Source organism: Saccharopolyspora kobensis (assembly GCF_900108315.1).
Lineage (GTDB): Bacteria > Actinomycetota > Actinomycetes > Mycobacteriales > Pseudonocardiaceae > Saccharopolyspora > Saccharopolyspora kobensis.
Genome location: NZ_FNVB01000006.1, coordinates 131,313 through 149,340, shown reverse-complemented (window position 1 = coordinate 149,340; position 18,028 = coordinate 131,313). Strand labels below are relative to the sequence as shown.

General features: G+C 70.1%; 19 protein-coding genes. 12 read left to right on the top strand and 7 right to left on the bottom strand.

All coding sequences use genetic code 11. The annotated features are described in order from the left end of the window. Positions 1-73: 73 nt before the first annotated feature. Complete coding sequence (locus C4T78_RS21095; protein WP_093356179.1) at positions 74-1,177, top strand: hypothetical protein; 1,104 nt, start codon at positions 74-76, stop codon at positions 1,175-1,177. Between the two features lie 7 nt (positions 1,178-1,184). Here C4T78_RS21095 and C4T78_RS21090 read toward each other — a convergent pair whose 3' ends face one another. Together C4T78_RS21090 and C4T78_RS21085 are read right to left on the bottom strand one after the other, a co-directional pair. Continuing rightward, complete coding sequence (locus C4T78_RS21090; RefSeq protein WP_093356178.1) at positions 1,185-2,333, bottom strand: aminotransferase class V-fold PLP-dependent enzyme; 1,149 nt, start codon at positions 2,331-2,333, stop codon at positions 1,185-1,187. Between the two features lie 93 nt (positions 2,334-2,426). Next, positions 2,427-3,389 (bottom strand): LacI family DNA-binding transcriptional regulator, encoded by a 963-nt coding sequence (locus tag C4T78_RS21085; protein WP_177247712.1) that lies wholly within the window; start codon positions 3,387-3,389, stop codon positions 2,427-2,429. A gap of 106 nt (positions 3,390-3,495) precedes the next feature. Between C4T78_RS21085 and C4T78_RS21080 the strand changes: the two genes are divergently transcribed. The 3 genes from C4T78_RS21080 (at position 3,496) to C4T78_RS21070 (ending at position 6,962) form a co-directional block, all read left to right on the top strand. Next, positions 3,496-4,812, top strand: coding sequence for an NCS2 family permease (locus C4T78_RS21080; RefSeq protein ID WP_093356176.1), 1,317 nt, complete (start codon positions 3,496-3,498; stop codon positions 4,810-4,812). 55 nt (positions 4,813-4,867) lie between these two features. Continuing rightward, positions 4,868-6,562, top strand: a complete 1,695-nt coding sequence (locus C4T78_RS21075) for an adenine deaminase (RefSeq protein WP_093356173.1) — start codon at positions 4,868-4,870, stop codon at positions 6,560-6,562. Between the two features lie 67 nt (positions 6,563-6,629). Then, on the top strand, positions 6,630-6,962 hold the full coding sequence (locus C4T78_RS21070) for a nucleoside triphosphate pyrophosphohydrolase family protein (protein ID WP_093356171.1): 333 nt from the start codon (positions 6,630-6,632) through the stop codon (positions 6,960-6,962). A 9-nt stretch (positions 6,963-6,971) separates the two neighbouring features. On the opposite strand, the gene C4T78_RS21065 is transcribed toward C4T78_RS21070, so the two are convergent. After that, entirely contained in the window at positions 6,972-7,574 is a 603-nt protein-coding gene (locus C4T78_RS21065) for a PadR family transcriptional regulator (RefSeq protein WP_093356169.1), read from the bottom strand. A gap of 54 nt (positions 7,575-7,628) precedes the next feature. On the opposite strand from C4T78_RS21065, the gene C4T78_RS21060 reads away from it, so the two are divergent. After that, the gene (locus C4T78_RS21060; RefSeq protein WP_093356166.1) at positions 7,629-8,798 is read left to right on the top strand and encodes an FAD-dependent oxidoreductase; all 1,170 of its coding nucleotides are present in this window, start codon (positions 7,629-7,631) and stop codon (positions 8,796-8,798) included. Here the strand turns inward: C4T78_RS21060 and C4T78_RS21055 are convergent. Next, on the bottom strand, positions 8,795-9,196 hold the full coding sequence (locus tag C4T78_RS21055; RefSeq protein ID WP_093356164.1) for a MerR family transcriptional regulator: 402 nt from the start codon (positions 9,194-9,196) through the stop codon (positions 8,795-8,797). The genes C4T78_RS21060 and C4T78_RS21055 overlap by 4 nt on opposite strands. Before the next feature lie 49 nt (positions 9,197-9,245). On the opposite strand from C4T78_RS21055, the gene C4T78_RS21050 reads away from it, so the two are divergent. Further along, on the top strand, positions 9,246-10,127 hold the full coding sequence (locus C4T78_RS21050) for an NAD(P)-dependent oxidoreductase (protein WP_093356161.1): 882 nt from the start codon (positions 9,246-9,248) through the stop codon (positions 10,125-10,127). 20 nt (positions 10,128-10,147) lie between these two features. Here the strand turns inward: C4T78_RS21050 and C4T78_RS21045 are convergent, their stop codons facing one another. Next, a complete protein-coding gene (locus tag C4T78_RS21045) occupies positions 10,148-12,808 on the bottom strand; it encodes an AAA family ATPase (RefSeq protein WP_235863709.1) in 2,661 nt (886 codons plus the stop codon). Between the two features lie 85 nt (positions 12,809-12,893). Here C4T78_RS21045 and C4T78_RS21040 point away from each other — a divergent pair, with 85 nt between their 5' ends. The 6 genes from C4T78_RS21040 to C4T78_RS21015 all read left to right on the top strand — a co-directional run bounded on the left by C4T78_RS21040 (position 12,894) and on the right by C4T78_RS21015 (position 16,858). Beyond that, a complete protein-coding gene (locus tag C4T78_RS21040; RefSeq protein ID WP_093356157.1) occupies positions 12,894-13,262 on the top strand; it encodes a nuclear transport factor 2 family protein in 369 nt (122 codons plus the stop codon). Beyond that, entirely contained in the window at positions 13,259-13,900 is a 642-nt protein-coding gene (locus C4T78_RS21035) for a CatB-related O-acetyltransferase (RefSeq protein WP_093356155.1), read from the top strand. The genes C4T78_RS21040 and C4T78_RS21035 overlap by 4 nt, the downstream gene beginning before the upstream one ends. Next, complete coding sequence (locus tag C4T78_RS21030) at positions 13,897-14,748, top strand: Vgb family protein (protein ID WP_093356152.1); 852 nt, start codon at positions 13,897-13,899, stop codon at positions 14,746-14,748. Before C4T78_RS21035 ends, C4T78_RS21030 begins: the two co-directional genes overlap by 4 nt. A gap of 11 nt (positions 14,749-14,759) precedes the next feature. Next, positions 14,760-15,155, top strand: a complete 396-nt coding sequence (locus C4T78_RS21025) for a DUF3224 domain-containing protein (RefSeq protein ID WP_093356151.1) — start codon at positions 14,760-14,762, stop codon at positions 15,153-15,155. A gap of 132 nt (positions 15,156-15,287) precedes the next feature. Further along, complete coding sequence (locus C4T78_RS21020; protein WP_093356148.1) at positions 15,288-15,650, top strand: YciI family protein; 363 nt, start codon at positions 15,288-15,290, stop codon at positions 15,648-15,650. Next, entirely contained in the window at positions 15,647-16,858 is a 1,212-nt protein-coding gene (locus C4T78_RS21015; protein WP_093356146.1) for an RNA polymerase sigma factor, read from the top strand. The genes C4T78_RS21020 and C4T78_RS21015 overlap by 4 nt, the downstream gene beginning before the upstream one ends. 114 nt (positions 16,859-16,972) lie before the next feature. Here C4T78_RS21015 and C4T78_RS21010 read toward each other — a convergent pair whose 3' ends face one another. Together C4T78_RS21010 and C4T78_RS21005 are read right to left on the bottom strand one after the other, a co-directional pair. Then, positions 16,973-17,161 (bottom strand): DUF397 domain-containing protein, encoded by a 189-nt coding sequence (locus tag C4T78_RS21010; RefSeq protein ID WP_093158078.1) that lies wholly within the window; start codon positions 17,159-17,161, stop codon positions 16,973-16,975. Further along, on the bottom strand, positions 17,158-18,015 hold the full coding sequence (locus tag C4T78_RS21005) for a helix-turn-helix domain-containing protein (RefSeq protein WP_093356143.1): 858 nt from the start codon (positions 18,013-18,015) through the stop codon (positions 17,158-17,160). The genes C4T78_RS21010 and C4T78_RS21005 overlap by 4 nt, the downstream gene beginning before the upstream one ends. Between the last annotated feature and the right edge of the window lie 13 nt (positions 18,016-18,028).

Genomic DNA, 18,028 nt, shown 5'->3' with positions numbered 1-18,028 from the left:
TATCGAGGTTCGATCGCCCGACCGTGCTTGGGCGGTGCGGCGTGATGGGCGTGCTCGGCGTCCTGGTACGACGGTGCTGGCGACCGTTGACCAGGCCGAGGTGGATCGCCACTACGGCCTCGCGAAGCGGGTGTGGTCGCTCTCCTACGCTCCGCACCAGCGGCCTCGGGTGTTCCGCAGGACCTTGAACGTCGACGAGGCCTTCGCGGTGGGCATCATGGCTGTGGCGGTGGCGCCTTTCGTCTTGCAGGCGTTGTGGAACCTGTTGCCTCCGTCCGGATTGCCGCAGGTATCGGTGAGCTGGCTGTGGCCTGGTGGGATGCTCGCCGCTGCCGGGGCCCTCGTGCCGTGGGCAGCCGGTCACGTCGTTCACGTCGTGGCGCAGCGGACAGATCGGCGGTCGTTGTGGCGGTTGCACGGGATCCTGGAGCCGGCGGGTTTGGCCTCGTTGTACGTGGTGAGCGGCATGCTCGGCTTCATCGGCCTGCTCGCCGTGGTCGAGTGGCTCGCGGTCTTCTTCCTGCCTGTCGCAGCCGTTGTGATGGCCTTGTTCTGCGGATTCTTCGGTGCGATCGCGTTGAGGTCGGTCAGCAGCGAATCGTTGCGGCGGTTCCTGGGCTGGGTCATCCCGTTGGGCTTGACCGTCTTGATCCCGTTCGTGGGCGATCACCTGCTGTCGATCTACCTGCTTCCGTTCGGCTTGGCGCCGGTCGACGTCAAGGTCGGGCTGGCGGACACCGTGCTCTCCGGTGCTGTGGGAGTGGGCTTGCTGCTGCTGGCGCTGGTGTTCGTGGTCGCGGCCTGGGGTGCGGTGCGGCGGATGGGAGCTTCCGCCGCGAGTACGGCACCGTTCGCGCTGGCTCTGCTCTTCTCGACCGTGCTGCTGATCCCGTTCGCCGGATTCCAGGCGTACTCGCTCACGCTGAACCGCGCTGCGGCTCACCTGCCGTGGTTCGGTGCAGTTCCCACCTCGGTCTGCATCCGACCGGTCGAGCGGGACAAACCCGTTCCCTTCGAAGGAACGCCACCGCCTCTCGACCGGCCGGTCATGGTCCTGGGGCACGCCGACGGCCGCTACGCGCTGTGGGATCCGCAGGTGCGGCTTCCGAGCAAGGTCGTATCCAGCGCCGTCTCGCTGGTGCCCGGCACCGGTTGCCGCGGAACGGATCGTGAGTGACGAGCGATCAGGCGATGTCGTGGAGGGCCGAGTGGAGCTGCTCGGCTGCTTCCCAGGCGTCGACGTAGCGCAGCCAGGACGGCGCGAAGTGCAGGCGCAGCAGATCGGAGGCCGGGTTCTCCACGACGATGTCGCGGTCGAAGAGAGCGTTCGCGATCTGCTGGGCGCGCTCGTGGCGGAGCACGACCTGGGCACCGGGCGGGCCAGGCGGCCGGAGCAGCTCGATCCTGGTGTCCGCGCAGTTGCTGTCGAGGCGGTCCAGGAACAGCTTCACGAGGCTCGCGGTCTTCGCGGCCAGCTCCTCCACGGCGATGCCCGCCAGCAGGGACAGGCCGGTGCGCAGTTCGGACACCGACAACGTCGACGCCGAGCCGGTGAAGCCGTTCGCCAGCGGGTGCAGCACTCCGGCGGTCGTGCACACCGGGAAGGCGCCGCGGTGGCGGCTGGCGACGTAGGAGTAGGCCGGTGCTCCGGCACCGCCGCCGAGGTACTTGTGCCCGCAACCGATGGCGAAGTCCGCCTGCCAGCCGTGCAGGTCGACGTGCAGTGCGCCTGCCGAGTGGCTCAGGTCCCACAGCGCCAGCGCACCGCGGCGGTGGATTTCGGCGGTGATGGCCGCGGAATCGCGCACCGCGCCGGTGCGCAGGTCGGTGTGCGACAGCGCCACGACGGCCACGTCGTCGGCCGGGAGCGCGGCGAGCTCGGACACGTCGTTGAACAGGCGCAGGCGGCCACCGATGAAGTCGGCGGCGGACTGCGCCAGGAAGCGGTCCGCGGCGAAGCAATCCCGGCCCACGGCCAGGATCCGGCGACCGGGGCGCAGCCGGGCGGCCGCGAGCAGCGCCTTGAACAGGTTGATCGACGTCGATTCGCCGACGGTGAGTTCCTTTGGTGCGGCGCCGATCAGCGGGGCGAGCGCGATGGCGACGAGACGGGCTTCCCGCCGCCACTCGGATTCACCGAGCGGGCGCCCGGTGTGCGGGCCGTGCCGGTGCATGACGAACCGGCGCAGCCGGGCCGGGGTGGTGCGCAGCGGCCCGCCGCTGTCGCCGTCGAGTCGGATCAGGCCGGGCGGCAGGTCGTAGCGGACGCGCAGATCGGCGAGCGCGTCGGCATGGTCGAGCGCTTCGGCGACGGATCTGGGGCTGGTCCACACGTGTGAATTCTTACCTCATCGGCGCACGCAATGTAACGACGGAGGCTGCTGAACCCGGAACTTCAGGTGAATTCGCACCTGGCGCTCGGCTGCTCAACGTGGCATGGCGGTTGTTTTCCCGATGACCAGCTGCACCGGCACCGAACGATGCCTCGGTTCGGGCGATCGACCGTCGACGGCGGCGAGCACCATCTCGACGGCCGACGAGCCGGCTTCTTCGGCCGGAACGTGCAGCGCGGTCGCTTCCGGGACGGCCAGGCCGAGACCGGCGAGGTTGTCCGCGCAGCAGACGCTCAACGCCTCGGGCACCTGGACGCCCAACTGCGCCAAGCGGTACAGCAGGCCGAGGAAGAGCGCGCTGTTGTAGGCGACTGCCGCGGTGCATTCGCTCGACAGCAGCTCGTCGACGATGTCGCTGCCTGCTTCGAAAGTCGGCGGCAGCGGTCCGAAGGCGATCACCTCGTGCGCCAGCCCGCGCTGCAACCCCTCCAAGCGCCGCGGGTCGGCCCACGATCCGCGCGGCCCACCGAGGTAGGCGATCCGCCGGTGTCCGAGCTCGGCCAGGTGCGCGCCGAGTTCGGCCAGCCCGCCCGGGGTGTCGACGACCACCGACGGCACTCCGCGCACCCGCCGGTCGACCAGCACCAGGGGCACGTCCAGCGAGGTGAACAGCGAGCTCGCGCCGCGCGGTGCGATCGCGAGGAAACCGTCCACCCGGTCGCGCAGCCGGTCGATCAGCAGCCGTTCGCGCTCCGGCGATTCTTCGGTGACCACGACCAGCAGGTCGTTGCCCGATCCTTCGGCGGCGCGCTGGGCCCCGGCGATGATCGGTGCGTAGAAGGGGTTCGTCAGGTCCGGCACCAGCAGCGCGAGCAGTCGGCTCCGGCCGGTCGCCAGGGCCTGGGCCGACGGGTGGTAGCGGAAGCCGAGCTCGATCGCGGCGTCCCGGACCCGCTGCCGGGTGCGCTCGGCGACCATCTCCGGACGCACCAGCGCGCGCGACGCGGTCGCCACCGACACCCCGGCCTTGCGGGCCACGTCGGCAAGCCGCGCCATCGAGTCCTCCCTCACCTTGTTTGACACCTTCATACCGTGCTGCTTAACCTCCCTGCAATCGCTTGCACTGCAAGCGCTTGCAATCCTCACCAGGGAGTCGCTGCCGATGGTCGATGTGAAGCAGGCTCGGCTGGACCGCTGGTTCGGGCTGGCCGAGCGGGGCAGTTCAGTGCGCACCGAACTGCTGGCCGGGTTGAGCATGTTCTTCGCCTCGGCCTACGCGGTCGTGGTGATCCCCGGCATGCTCGCCAAGGCAGGGGTGCCGCACGAGGCGGCCACCACCGGCACGATCCTGACGATCGTGCTGGCCACGGCCGCGGTCGGCTTCTTCGCGAACATGCCGTTCGTGCTCGCGCCGGGCCTGGGTGGCACGGCGCTGGTCGCCGCCACGTTGATCCAGCAGGAGCACGTGCCGTACCCGGTGGCGATGGGCATGGTGTTCTGGTCCGGCGTGGCGATCCTCGTGCTGTCGCTGCTCGGGCTGCGAGGTCTGCTCGCCAAGGTCATCCCGGACAACATCCGCAAGGCCATCGGCACCGCGATCGGCCTGTTCATCGTCTACGTCGGGTTCAAGCTCTCCGGCATGCTCGAACCGACCAAGAGCGGCCTGGAGATCGGCGACCTCGGTTCGGCCGAGGTGCTGCTCGCGCTGGGCGGCATCGTCCTGGTCGCGGCGCTGCAGGCGCGCAAGGTGCCCGGCGCCTTCGTGATCGGCATCGTGGTGCTCACCGTCATCGGCATCCCGCTGGGCGTCACGGAGCTGCCGGACCACTGGTTCCAGGCCCCGGCCGGGCTCGGCCCGGTCGCCTTCGACATCGATCTCTGGGGCGCGCTGCGACCGGAGTACCTGCAGTACCTGTTCGCGTTCTTCGCCTCGGAGCTGTTCTCCGCGACGGGTGTGGTGCTCGCGGTCACCGAGCGGATCGGGCTGGCCGAGCGCGCCGGGCAGAAGTCCGACATCAACCGGACGTTCCTGGTCGACTCGCTGGCCATCACCGGTGGTTCGCTGGTCGGCGCCCCGTCGGTCACCACCTACGCCGAGTCCGCGGCCGGGTCCGACGCGGGCGGGCGCACCGGGCTGACGTCGCTGACCACCGCCGGGCTGTTCCTCGTTCTGCTGCTGTTGACGCCGTTCGCCACCATGATCCCGTCGGCGGCGACCGCGCCGGTGCTGGTGGTGGTCGGGCTCGGCATGATGCGCGGGTTCCAGAAGGTCGACCTGAGCGACCTGACCGAGGCGGTCCCGGCGACGCTGCTGGTGGCGTGCACGATCTTCTGGGGCAACTTCGGCAACGGCATCGCCGCGGCGCTGACCGCGTACGTGCTGATCAAGGTGGTGGCCGGCCGGTTCCGGGACGTCCACCTGGGCATGTGGATCCTGCTGCCGTTCCTGGTGTTCTTCTTCGCGACCAACGCCCACTGACCGCTTCACCCGGGCAGCGCGCGAGATCGCGCACCTGGTGACGAGAGGGAGAGGTATGGCTGACCTGCGGATTTCCGGGGGACGCGTGGTGTCCACGTTCACCGGGGAGGTCTTCGAGGCCGATGTGCTGGTCACCGGTGAGGTGATCAGCGGCGTCGTGCCGCCGGGCGCCGGGCCGGAGGCCGCCGAGGTGATCGACGCGGGTGGCAGGCTGGTCGTCCCCGGGTTCGTCGACGCGCACATGCACGTCGAGAGCTCGTTCACCACCCCGGCCGCCTTCGCCTGGCTGACGCTGCCGCGCGGCACCACCACGGTTCTCGCCGACCCGCACGAGATCGTCAACGTCGCGGGCAAGGCCGCGATGCGGTGGATGATCGAGGAGGGCGCGCGCAGCCCGCAGACCCAGCTCTGGGGCGTGCCGTCGTGCGTCCCCGCGCTGGCCGGGATGGAGTACTCCGGCGCGCACCTGGACCCCGAGGACATCGACGAACTCCTCGGCTGGGACGGGGTTTCCGCGCTCGCCGAGGTGATGGACTACCGCGCCGTGGTGGCCGGTGACCAGCGCATGCACGACATCGTGCGCGTCGCGCGGGAGCGCGGCACGATCCTCGACGGCCACTGCCCGAACCTCTCCGGCGAGGAGCTCAGCGCCTACCTGGCCACCGGCATCGACTCCGACCACACCAAGAACACGCCCGAGGTCGCGGTGGAGAAGGCCCGCCTCGGCATGACGGTGATGCTGCAGGAGAAGTGCCTGCTCCCGGAGGTCGTCGGCGCGTTGACGGCGCTGCCGCAACTTCCGCCGCTGTGCCTGGTCACCGACGACCTCGCCGCCGACCACATCGCCGCCGAGGGCCACCTCGACCACATCGGGCGCAAGGCGGTCGAGGCCGGGCTCCCGGCGCTGGACGCCTTGCGCGCCCTGACCTGGAACCCCGCGCAACGCCTGCGCAAGCACGACCGAGGCGTGGTCGCGCCGTCCAAGCGCGCGGACCTGCTGCTGCTCGACGGAGAACTGGCGGACTTCGCGGTGCACACGGTGATCGCGGGCGGGGCGGTGGTGGCGCGCGGCGGCACCGCGACCTACCCCGAACCCGAAGTCACCCACCCGTTCGCCGGCTCGGTGCAGATCGCCGAGATCGAGCCGGACGAGTTCCGCTGGCGCCTCGACCTGCCCGACGGCGCGCACCGGTTCCGCGCCCTCCAGGTGAATCCGGTCGACACCTACACCCAGGCGGCCGAGGTCTCGCTGGAGGTCGTAGGCGGCGAGGTCCGGTGGGAGGGCGAGGTCGCGCTCCTCTGGGTGCGCAACCGCCACGGACGGCCGAACACCTCGTGCGTTCCGGTGATCGGCATGAATCTCGCCGAAGGCGCGCTGACCACGACGTACGCCCACGACAGCCACAACTTCGTCACCCTGGGCACCTCCCGGCGAGCGATGCGAGCCACCGCGGAAGCGGTCCTGGCCGACGACGGCGGCGTGGCGGTCGCGCACGCCGAAGGCGTGGTCGCGCGACTGCCGCTGGCGGTCGGCGGCGTCATGTCGGCGGAGCCGACGCCGAAGGCGGTGGCGGGCAGCCGCCGAGTGCGCGAAGCGCTCGAGGCGTGGGGCTGGCGGCACGCGAACCCGTTCATGAGCGTGTCGACGCTGACCCTGGCGGTCTCGCCGAGCGTCAAGATCACCGATCTGGGTCTGGTGGACGTCCTCGCCCGGGACTGGACCCCGCAGGTGCTCGACTGCTGCCACTGAGCCGGGCGATGTTCACGCTTCACCGGATCGGGCCAGTGGCGTCGGGGTGCGCGGCTAGCGTGCCGCCGTGCATCTGAGCGAGTTGACCGATGAGGTCGAGGCGGTTTCGGAGCGCTACGCGCGCAGGCTCGGTTTCGAACGGGACGCGGCGTGGTTCCTGTTGAAGCTGAACGAGGAAGTCGGCGAGCTCAACCAGGCGTTCCTGATGAGGGCCGGGCAGGCCCGCACCAAGGGCAAGAGCGCGGAGGAGCTGGACCGGGACTTCCGCGCGGAGGTGGCCGACGTGGTGTGCCAGGCGTTGCTGCTGGCCAGGTTCCACGGCATCGACCTGGAGGCCGCGATCGCCGACAAGTGGCTGGCGCGGAATCCGGACCCCTCGGCCCGTCGCGGCGGTGCGTGACCGGCCCGGTCAGGAGAACTTCTGCGCCACTGCGCGAAGCCATTCCTCCGACCACGTGATCTCCCCGGATCGCAGCGCCGCCAGCACGTCCTCGATCCACTTGAGCTCGGCCTCCCGGATCGCGATCGAGTACTCGTCGTCCAGCAGGAACAGCCGCGGCAGCTCCGGGACGGCTTGCAGGGCTTCGCGGTCGGCGGCCAACGCCGTGGCCAGGTCGGCCGCCCGCTCCGCCAACCTCGCCGTCACCTCCTCCGGAGCGAGGACCATCGCGGTGGCGAGCGCGGCCGGGAACTCCGGGAACTCGCGGGCCGGGTTCGCGAGCATCTCGGCGGTCCAGGTGCGCAGCGCGTCCTGGCCGGCTTCGGTGATCTCGTAGACCGTGCGTTCCGGCCTGCGCTCGTCGCGAGTCGTCTCCCGGACGGCGATGAGTTCGGCGCGCAGCAGTCGGTCGATCGTCTGGTAGACGCTGTTGCGCTGCGCCACGTTCGCGATCCGGTCCTTGTTGCGCTCCTTGATCACCTCGCGCATCCGGTACGGGTGCATCGGCTCTTCCGCCAGCAGGGAAAGCAGCACGAGTGCCAGCACGGACCGCCGATGGATGCTCCTCGCCATGGCATGAACCCTAATGCCCCTTGTTCAACAGGTCATACTATGTATAGTCATAATATGACTAAAGCATTGATCGTCGGCGGTGGCGTGGCCGGGCCGGTCACCGCGATGGCGCTCCAGAAGTCCGGCATCGACGCGACCATCTGCGAGGCGTACGACCGAGGCGCGGACGGTGTCGGCGCGTTCCTGACCCTGGCGGTCAACGGCATCGCCGCGCTCGGCGCGCTCGACCTGCACGCGGCAGTGCGCGACAAGGGGTTCGCGACCACGAAGATGTCCCTCGGCATGGGCGGGAAGAGACCCATGGCGGAGTTCGGCTTCGGTGCAGCGCTACCCGACGGAACCGGCACGCAGACCATCACCCGCGCCGCGCTCTACGGGGCGCTGCGCGACGAGGCCGTCCGGCGCGGCATCCCGATCGAGTACGGGAAGCGGCTGGTGAACGCGGCGCCGGAGGGCGATGGCGTGACCGCCGCCTTCGCCGACGGAAGCTCCGCGCACGCCGACCTGCTCATCGGGGCGGACGGCCTGCGCTCCACGGTTCGCACGATCATCGATCCGAAAGCGCCGCCACCGCGCTACGTGCCGCTGCTCAACACCGGCGGCTACGCCAAAGGCCTGCGGCTCGACGCCGAGCCCGGCCACATGCACATGATCTTCGGCCGCGGCTGCTTCTACAGCTACGTCGTGCATCCGGGCGGCGACGTGTGGTGGTTCGCCAACCCGCGCCAGCCGGAGGAGCTGTCGAAGCAGGAGCTCGCCGCGGTCGGCGAGGAGCAGTGGCGCGCCAAGCTGCTCGACCTGTTCGCCGGGGAAGACGGCCCGGCCCGCGACCTGGTCGACGCGAGCGATGAGATCTTCGCCGGCTGGAACACCTACGACTTCCCGAGCGTGCCGACCTGGCACCGCGATCGGATGATCATCATCGGCGACGCGGCGCACGCCACCTCACCGGCTTCGGGCCAGGGCGCGTCGATGGCGATCGAGGACGCGGTCACGCTGGCGAAGTGCCTGCGCGACGCTGCCGACGTGCCCGCCGCCTTCACCGCCTACGAGTCGCTGCGCCGCACGAGGGTGGAACGCGTTGTGGCGCAAGGCAAGCGCAACGGCGACGGCAAGACTCTCGGCCCGGTGATGCGGCACGTGCTGCCGCTGATCTTCAAGCTGCGCAAGCCGACTCCGGACGCGATGGACTGGATGTACGGGCACCGCATCGACTGGGACTAGGCGGACACGGGCTCCGAGCTGTCGAAGGGCGGGTAGTGCTCGGCGCCCACCCGCTCGGCCGCGTCGATGTAGTCGACGAGCGCGCTGCGGGATCGGGCGAGCCGGTCCATCTGGTCGTCGATCCGCCGCAGGCGGGACCGCATCCCGGCCAGCAGTTCGGGGCATCCCAGCAGTTCCGGGGTTTCGCCGACCGCGCAGGGCAGCAGGAAGGCGATGTCCTCGGTGGAGAGCCCGGCGTCGAGCAGGTGCCGGATCTGCTTCACGCGCACAACGGCGGATTCGTCGTAATCGCGGTAGCCGTTCGCGCCGCGGTCGGCCTCCAGCAGGCCTTGAGCTTCGTAGTAGCGCAGCTGGTGGGCGTTGACGCCCGTCCGACGGCTCAGTTCCCCGATTCGCATCGAATCCTCACTTGACCTTCATACCGGTATCAACGTTGACGATGCTGTTGTGAACGACAAGACCAGCACTCCCGTGACAGTCATCGGACTCGGCCTGATGGGCCAGGCGCTCGCCGGCGCGCTGCTGAAAGCGGGGCGCCCCACAACTGTATGGAACCGGACGACGTCCAAGGCCGATCAGCTGGTGGCCGACGGCGCACACCTCGCGCCGACGGTGGGCGAGGCGATCAAGGCCGGTTCCGCGGCCATCCTCTGCGTCACCGACTACGAAGCCGTGCACGAGCTGCTCGGTGCCAGCGATGTCGAGCTGGAGGGCACGACGCTGATCAACCTGACCTCGGGCGACTCCACCCAGGCCAGGGAAACCGCCCGCTGGGCGCGGGAGCGCGGTGCCCGCTACCTGGACGGCGCGATCATGGCCATTCCCGCGACGATCGGAACGCCGGACGGGATCATCCTCACCAGCGGGCCGAAGCCGGACTTCGAGGCGCACGAAGCAACGCTCGCCGAGCTCGGCGTTGCCACCTACCTCGGCGAGGACGCCGGCCTGGCGTCGCTGTACGACGTGGCAGGCCTGGCGATGATGTGGAGCGTTCTGAACGCCTGGCTCCAGGGCACCGCCATGCTCCGGACGGCCGGTGTCGACGCCGCGACGTACGCGCCGTTCGCGCAGCAGATCGCCGTCGGCGTGGCCGACTGGCTGCCGGGCTACGCCGAGCAGATCGACCGCGGCTCGTTCCCGGCCGAGGTGGCAACGCTGGAAACGGAGGCGCGGGCCATCGGGCACCTGGTCGAGGAGGCCGAAGCGGTGGGCGTCAACGCCGAACTGCCGAAGCTGATCAAGGCGATGGCCGACCGCGCGATCGCCGCCGGGCACGGCGGGGAGCAGTACCCGGTCCTGATCGAGGAGTTCGCCCGCCCCGGAAGCTGATCCCGTTCCCGGCCCGCGGCTCAGAGCTCGGCGAGGTCGGCGAGTTCGGTTCGGGCGGTGACTCCGAGCTTGGGGAAGGCCTTGTAGAGGTGGTATCCGACGGTGCGCGGGCTGAGGAAGAGCTGGGCGGCGATGTCCCTGTTGGACAGCCCGCGCGCCGCCAGCCGGATGATCTTCCGCTCCTGCGGGGTGAGCACGGCGAGCGCGCTGCCCGTGGGCTCCGGCACGGTCTCGCCCGTCGCATCGAGCTCGGTGCGGGCTCGCTCCGCCCACGCGGCGGAGTCGAGCCTGCGGAACGTCTCGAACGCGTCGCGGAGTTGAGTCCTGGCCTCGGATTTCCGGCGCGCGCGCCGCAGCCATTCGCCGTACAGCAGGGCTGTCCGAGCGCGCTCGAACGGCCGGTCGTCGGGATGGCACCGCAGCGCGGCGAGGTACAGCTCGGCCGCGTCCTCGTCGGGCGCGAGCAGTGCGCGGCAGCGGTGGACGTGCGCGTCGATCCACGGCTGCTCGGCGTGGTGCGCCCAGGAAGTGAGCTGGGCGAGCGGTTCCTGGACGTCGGCTGTTCGGCCGAGCCGTGCTGCTGCTTCGACCAGGTCGGGAATGCTGCGCAGGCCGGGGAGCTGGTGCCGGACCGGTCCGGTGTGCAGCGCGGTCAGCCGGGCGAGGGCGGAATCCCACCGGGCGTTGCCGAGGTCGAGCAGCGCCAGCGCCCACTGGGCCCAGGACATGCCGGGCGCCGGTGAGCCGGGTTCCGGTGCGGTGAGCGCGTCGTCGGCGAAGGCGTGGCAGCGCTGCTCGTCACCTGTCACGGCGGCCAGGTAGGCCAGCACGCCGCTGGTGTCGCCGATCCACTGCCGGTGCCCGAGTTCCTGCGCGATCTGCAACGCCTGGGTCGCCTCGTTCCAGGCGTCGGAGTGCCTGCCGCGGAAGGTCGACGCCCGGGCGAGGCAGATCAGCACCGGCGGTGTTCGGCCGATCCAGCCCTGGTCGCGGCACTGGGCGAGCAGTTCGCGAGCCACCTGGTGGGCTTCGGCGTCCTGGCCGGTGGCCTGCAAGCTGGTGGCGCCGACCAGGATCGTGTCGCCGAATCCGGTCCGCCGGGCGTCCGCGATCCGCTCCGCGAGGGCGTCCGGGGCCGGCTGCCCGATCGCGAATCGGACGGCCCAGGTCAGCAGGCGGGCGACGTGGGTGAGCGGATCGTCGCTCGGCAGCGGCAGCGCGGCGAGCCGGTCCGCGGCGTCCGCGATCTCGTGCTCCCCGAGGTACCAGGCGGCGTGCACCGCGTCGAGCAGCAGGTGAGTGGTCAGCTCCAGGTCATCGGTGAGCGAAGCGGCCTCGGTCAGCAGCCGGCGGGCCGTGCGGAGCGAGCCGCGGTGGAAAGCCGCGGTGGCGCGCACCCGGATCGCTCGGACGGCCAAGGCCTGGTCGTCGGTGGTGGCGAGTTCGGCCATGCGCTCGACATCGCCCTCCTCGGCCGCCGCTTCGGCGGCCAGCACGAGGCGCCGGGAGTGGTCCGCGCCGGGAGGCGTCAGCTGCGCCGCGCGCTCGTAGGCGGCCGAAGCGGCGGCGTAACCACTGCGCGCTGCGGCCCGCTGAGCGGTGCGTTCCAGTTCCGCGGCCACCTGCTCGTCGGGTCCGGTGGCCACCACGGCGCGGTGCCAGGCGCGCCGGTCGGCGTCGTCGGGCTGGTCGAGGGCGTCGGCGAGAGCGGTGTGCACGACGAGCCGGAGGCTGACCGGCGCCGCCTGGTAGACGGCGGATCGCACCAGGGGATGGCGGAACCGCACGGTGTGGTTGTCCACCCGGATCAACCCGGCCGTTTCCGCGGGCACCAGATCCGCTGGTCGGCAACCGAGCGCGGCGGCCGCGCGCAGGACGACGCCGCGATCACCGGTGTCTTCGGCCGCCGAGACGAGCAGCACGTGCTGGCTGGCCTCGGGAAGCTGCCGCACCTGGTCGAGGAACGCCGCCTGGACGGTGGCGGGCATGGGCAGCGAACCGACGGTGCTGGGTTCGTGCGCGGCGAGAGCGGCCGGAAGTTCCAGGAGCGCGAGCGGATTGCCCCGCGCCTCGGCCAGCACCCGGTACCGGTCGGTGGGGGACAGAGCAGCGTGCTCGGCCAGCAGTTCGGCGGCGGCGGGCGCGTCGATCCCGGTCAGCGGCAGCTGATCGAGCCCGGGCGCGGCGAAGCCCTCTCGCGCCGCGATGATCAGCGCGATGCCCTCGGCGTCGAGCCGCCGCGCGGCGAACAGCAGGGCTTCGGACGAGGCCCGGTCCAGCCATTGCGCGTCGTCGACCAGGCACAGGACGGGCCCGCCGTCGGCGAACTCGGCGAGCAGCGAGAGGACCGCGAGGCCGACGAGCATGCGGTCGCCGGGCTCGGCCGGGGTGAGGCCGAAAGCGCCGCGCAGGGCGCGTGCCTGCGGCGCGGGGAGGGCATCGATCCGGTCGAGAGCGGGCCGCAGCAGCAGGTGCAGGCCCGCGAACGGCAGGTGCGCCTCGGACTCGATCCCGGTGCTGCGCACGATCCGCAGCCCGTCGGCCGTCGCCGCGTGCTCCAGCAGCGCGGTCTTGCCGATGCCGGGCTCGCCGGTGATCAGCAGACTTCCGCTGCGACCGGTCCGGCAGTCCGCCAGCAACCGGTCGATGACCGATATCTCGGCACCTCGTCCGTGCAACACCTGGCGACAGTACTTAAGCCGAACGGAGCAGATTGCCTGGCTGTGACAGATTCCGCAGCTCGCCGGCGGCCATAGCGTGAGCGCCATGCCCGATGAACTGGCCAGGAGGTACCTGGCCACCTGGAACGAGCGCGATCCGGCCAGGCGCCGTGCGCTCATCGACGAGCTGTGGACCGAGGACGCCGGCTACGTCGACCCGATCGCGACGGCCGACGGTCGCGCCGCGATCGACGACGTGGTGGCCACAGCTCAGCAGCAGTTCCCCGGCCTGGTGTACCGGCTGGCCGGAAGCGTCGACAGCCACCACCACGTGGCGCGCCTGACCTGGGAACTCGCGCCGCCGGACGGCCCACCGGTGATCATCGGCCTCGCCGTGCTGATCACCGAGCAGGCCCGCTTGCGCCGCGTCTACGGCTTCCTCGACCACACCCCACCACCAGGAGCTCGACGGTGACACCCGACCCGATGACCCGACACCCGCTGCCCGCCCACGAGCGCGTGGTGTTCCTGAAACCGCTGATCAGCGCACCGCAGATCGTGGTGGGCGACTACACCTACTACGACGACCCGGACGCAGCGACCGAGTTCGAGCACCGCAACGTGCTCTACGCCTACGGGCCGGAACGCCTGGTCATCGGCAAGTACTGCGCGATCGCCGCGGAAACCCGGTTCCTGATGGCAGGTGCCGAGCACCCGACGATGGGCGTGTCCACCTATCCGTTCACGATGTTCGGCGGCGAGTGGGCGGAGAAGACGCTCGACATCGTCACCGGCATGCCCAGCCGGGGCGACACGGTGATCGGCAACGACGTCTGGTTCGGCTACCGCGCCACCGTCATGCCCGGCGTGACGATCGGGGACGGCGCCATCATCGCGGCGGGAGCGGTGGTCACCGCCGACGTGCCGCCGTACGCGATCGTCGGCGGCAACCCGGCGCGGCCGATCCGGCAGCGCTTCGACGACGCTGACGTCGACCTGCTGCGGAGCGCGGCCTGGTGGGACTGGCCCGTCGAGTTGGTCACCGAGCACGCTCGCACCATCATGGCCGGAACTCCGGCCGACATCGCCCGCATCGCGGAAGGGATCCGATGATTCAGGAACACACCGTGCCCGGAAGCGGCCCGTACGCCCTCACCACCGGCCCGGACGGCGCGCTGTGGTTCACTTTGGTCCAAAGTGGACACATTGGCCGGCTGGTGCCCGGTGAGCAGCCGACCAACTACGAGCTCGATCCCGCGTCCGGCCCGACGATCATCGCCCCCGGCCCGGACGGCGCGCTGTGGTTCACCGAGTACAAGGGCCACCGGATCGGCCGGATCACCACCGCTGGTGACATCACCGAGTTCCCGCTGCCGGAGTGCGGGCCGTACGGCATCGCCGCAGGGCCCGACGGTGCGCTGTGGTTCACCGAGACCACCGCCGACCGCATCGGCCGGATCACCACCGACGGGGAGGTGACCGGATTCCCGTCGGCAGGCGCGTTCCCGTCCGCGATCACCGCGGGCCCGGACGACGCCATGTGGTTCACCCTGAACCAGGCCAACGCGATCGGCCGGATCGCCATGGACGGCGAGGTCGTCGTCCACCCGCTCCCCACCGAGGCGGCCGCCCCGGTCGGCATCACCGCAGGACCGGACGGCGCGCTGTGGTTCGTCGAGATCGCCGCAGGTCAGATCGGGCGCATCACCGTCGATGGCGAGGTGACCGAGTTCCCGCTGCCCGATCGGACCGCCCGCCCGCACGCCATCACCCCGGCCGGCGACGCGCTGTGGTTCACCGAGTGGGGCGGCAACCGCGTCGGCTCCATCACCACCGAAGGCGCGATCACCACCCACGACCTGCCCACCCCGGCCAGCGAGCCGCACGGCATCGCCCTCGGCCCCGACGGAGCGCTGTGGACCGCCCTGGAACACGGCGCGCTCGCCCGAATCACCAGCTGAAGGAAGCGACGTTGAACGACACCACGACCACCGTCCAGGCCGAGTTCGAGATCGACAGCTGGGACGAGGTTCCCTACGAGGAACCGAGCGAAGGCCCGAAGCTGACCAGGATCGTGATCCGCAAGACCTACCGAGGTGCGCTGCGAGGAACCGGCGTTGCCGAAGTGCTCACCGCGCAGGGCGCCGCGGGTGCGGGCTACGTCGCTTCCGAGCGCATCGAGGCGACGTTGGAAGGCAAGCAGGGCACCTTCGTGATCCAGCACGGAGGCCTGGCCGACGGTGACGACCAGAGCACGTTCGGCACCGTGGTCCCGCACTCGGGCACGGCTGGTCTCGCCGGGCTCTCCGGCCACGCCACCGAAGCGGCCCACGGCGTCCTGACCCTCGTCTACACCTTCGACTCGTAGTCGTCCCTGGTCAGCCGTCATGCCGGAAGAAATCTGGAAAAGTGTCCCGGAGATGTAGAGGAGGGCGTCCGCGCTCCGACTGATGGGTGAGAGCGCGCCGGCGGGGCGCGCGGGACGGGGAGGACACCCGGCATGAAGTACGTCGCGATGATCTACGGCAACCAGGAGAAGTGGGACTCCTACCCGGCGGAGAAGTGGCCGGAGGCGATCGCCAAGCAGGATGCCTTCAACACCAGGTACCGCGAGACGGGCGAGCTGCTCGGCGCCTACGGGCTGGCGGATGCGGCCAACGCCCAGCTCGTCCGCCGCGTCGACGGCGCTCCGGCGGTCACCGACGGCCCTTACCTGGAGACCAAGGAGTACCTGGCCAGCTTCTACTTGCTCGACTGCGAGAGCCTGGAGCGAGCGCAGCAGATCGTGGCGGAAATGCCGTTCGCCGACGACCAGCCGATCGAGCTGTGGCCGGTGCTGCACGAAGCCGCGGGGGACATGTGAGCGTTGAGGACCTGCTGCGCGAGCTGGCGCCGCAGGTCCTCACCGCGCTCGTCCGCCGGTACGGCGTCTTCGACCTGTGCGAGGACGCCGTGCAGGAGGCGCTGATCGCAGCCGCTCTCCAATGGCCGGACGCGGGCGTGCCGGAGAACCCGCGCGGCTGGCTCGTCACCGTGGCGTCCCGCAAGCTCGTCGACCAGATCCGCAGCGACACAGCACGACGACGCCGCGAGGACGCCCTCGCCACGCCGCAATCCGCGCTGGTCAGCGATGCCACACCCGAAGCCGACCAGGACGATTCGCTGGCGCTGCTGTTCCTGTGCTGCCACCCGGTTCTGTCCGGGCCCAGCAAGATCGCGCTGACCTTGCGCGCGGTCGGCGGCCTGACCACGGCCCAGATCGCTGCCGCGTTCCTGGTGCCCGAAGCGACGATGGCGCAGCGCATCAGCCGTGCGAAGCAGAGCATCAGGGGCTTGGCGCTCGCGATGCCCGAGGAGCAACGCGAGGAGCGGCTGGCCGAGGTGCGGCACGTGCTGTACCTGATCTTCAACGAGGGCTACACGGCCACGGGCGGTGCTGACCTGACGGCCCCGGAGCTGTCCACCGAAGCGATCCGCCTCACCCGCATGCTGCACCGCCTGGTGCCCGACGACGCCGAAACCGCAGGTCTGCTGGCCCTGATGCTGCTGACGGACGCCCGCCGACCGGCCCGGACCGGCCCGCACGGCGAACTGATCCCCCTGGCGGAGCAGGACCGCGCCGCCTGGAACCACGAGCTGATCGCCGAGGGAATCGACCTGATCAGCCGGACCCTCCCGCGCGGCCGACCGGGCCCGTACCAGCTGCAAGCAGCGATCGCGGCGGTGCACGACGAAGCGGCGGACGCGGCGAGCACGGACTGGCCGCAGATCCTGGCCCTGTACGATATCCTGGAGCAGTTCGGCCCGAACCCGGTGGTCACCCTCAACCGAGCGGTCGCGGTCGCCGAAGTCCACGGCCCGGCAACGGCGCTCGAACTCCTGGAAACCCTGGAATCGGACAAGCGCACGGCCCGCCACCACCGCCTCCTGGCCACCCGCGCCCACCTGCTCGAACGGCTCGGCCAGGACGAAGCGGCAGCGGAGACGTACCGCGAAGCGGCCCGCCGCACGACCAGCGCACCCGAACGCCGCTACCTCACCGACCAGGCGAAACGCCTTGGTAGGCGATAGTTCGGGCCGCCGGGGAGCGCCCCCCGGCGAAGGCCCCCGGCTGCGCCTTTCAAACCCGTGAGTGTTTTGGGGCGTCATAGCACCCCAAAACACTCACGGGCCTGAAACGGGACGTCAGCGCTCGAAGCGCCCGTGCTTGATGGCGGAGACGAACGACGACCACTGCGCGGGCGTGGTCACGAAGTACCCGCCGTCCCGGTCCTTGGTATCCCGAACAGCAGCCCCACCGGATAACGACCCAACCTCAACGCAGTTGCCGTTCGGCTGGCTGTAGCTGGACTTTCGCCAGGAAAAGGAGTTCATCGTGTGTGCTCCGTCTCGTCGATGATCTTCATGATGCGCTTTGCTGTTGCAGCTGGGCTTAGAGAAACCTTGCGGATGCTATCCACAGCTTCTCTGTACGCCTGTACGTCATCAATGTCAGGGACGAACGCTCCGGAGCTGTAATGCTCGAAGTGGACCACCGACGGAGCGTCTGGAAACTCGTAGAGAACGAAGGGCCCGCTAAGTCCAGGATGCCAACCGATCCTGGGTGGCACCACGTACAGGGTGATGTTGTCGCGGGCGCCAAGTTCAAGCAGGTAGTTGAGCTGCTCGGTCATGGTTTCAGGAGATCCGATCTGATCGCGAAGAGCGTCTTCGCCGATCAGTGCGGTGAACGTGACAGGATCTCTGCGTGTGATTACTTCTCGGCGCGCTATGCGCAGAGTCACGCGTTGTTCAACGTCCTGCGGTGAAATCCCTGCAGCTACAGAAATAGTCCTTGCATAGTCGGGCGTTTGCAGTAGCCCAGGAAGTCCCAACGGTGCCCACTCAACGATCGATGACGCTGACCGCTCGCACTCCACAGCGCCAGCGAGCTGGTGCGGAATCCCTGGCATGCCAACGGTAAGCCAGTTCGGTTCACTGGCGTGCCGCGCTAGCTCGATCAATCGCTGCTTCTCCTTGCCGGTGACTCCGGCAGCGGTCAGCAGTGAGGCCACGTCTTCCGGCGTTGGGACCCGACGCCCGGTTTCCCAGTGCGACACCGTTCCATGGCTCAGGCCAAGTCGTCTGCTCAACTCGCGTCCGCTGATGCCGGATTGCTCCCGTACAGAGCGGATTGCAGCGGCAAGCGCGCGAGCGCGTGGTGTCACGCCATTGGTGTCTACAGGCACGAGACACATCGTA

Coding starts and splice junctions, on each gene's coding strand:
- C4T78_RS21020 (WP_093356148.1), top strand. CDS start 15,288: ATGAAGTACGTCGCGATGATCTACGGCAACCAGGAGAAGTGGGACTCC.
- C4T78_RS21085 (WP_177247712.1), bottom strand. CDS start 3,389: ATGGCGCGGCTTGCCGACGTGGCCCGCAAGGCCGGGGTGTCGGTGGCG.
- C4T78_RS21040 (WP_093356157.1), top strand. CDS start 12,894: ATGCCCGATGAACTGGCCAGGAGGTACCTGGCCACCTGGAACGAGCGC.
- C4T78_RS21080 (WP_093356176.1), top strand. CDS start 3,496: ATGGTCGATGTGAAGCAGGCTCGGCTGGACCGCTGGTTCGGGCTGGCC.
- C4T78_RS21055 (WP_093356164.1), bottom strand. CDS start 9,196: ATGCGAATCGGGGAACTGAGCCGTCGGACGGGCGTCAACGCCCACCAG.
- C4T78_RS21065 (WP_093356169.1), bottom strand. CDS start 7,574: ATGGCGAGGAGCATCCATCGGCGGTCCGTGCTGGCACTCGTGCTGCTT.
- C4T78_RS21010 (WP_093158078.1), bottom strand. CDS start 17,161: ATGAACTCCTTTTCCTGGCGAAAGTCCAGCTACAGCCAGCCGAACGGC.
- C4T78_RS21060 (WP_093356166.1), top strand. CDS start 7,629: ATGACTAAAGCATTGATCGTCGGCGGTGGCGTGGCCGGGCCGGTCACC.
- C4T78_RS21075 (WP_093356173.1), top strand. CDS start 4,868: ATGGCTGACCTGCGGATTTCCGGGGGACGCGTGGTGTCCACGTTCACC.
- C4T78_RS21030 (WP_093356152.1), top strand. CDS start 13,897: ATGATTCAGGAACACACCGTGCCCGGAAGCGGCCCGTACGCCCTCACC.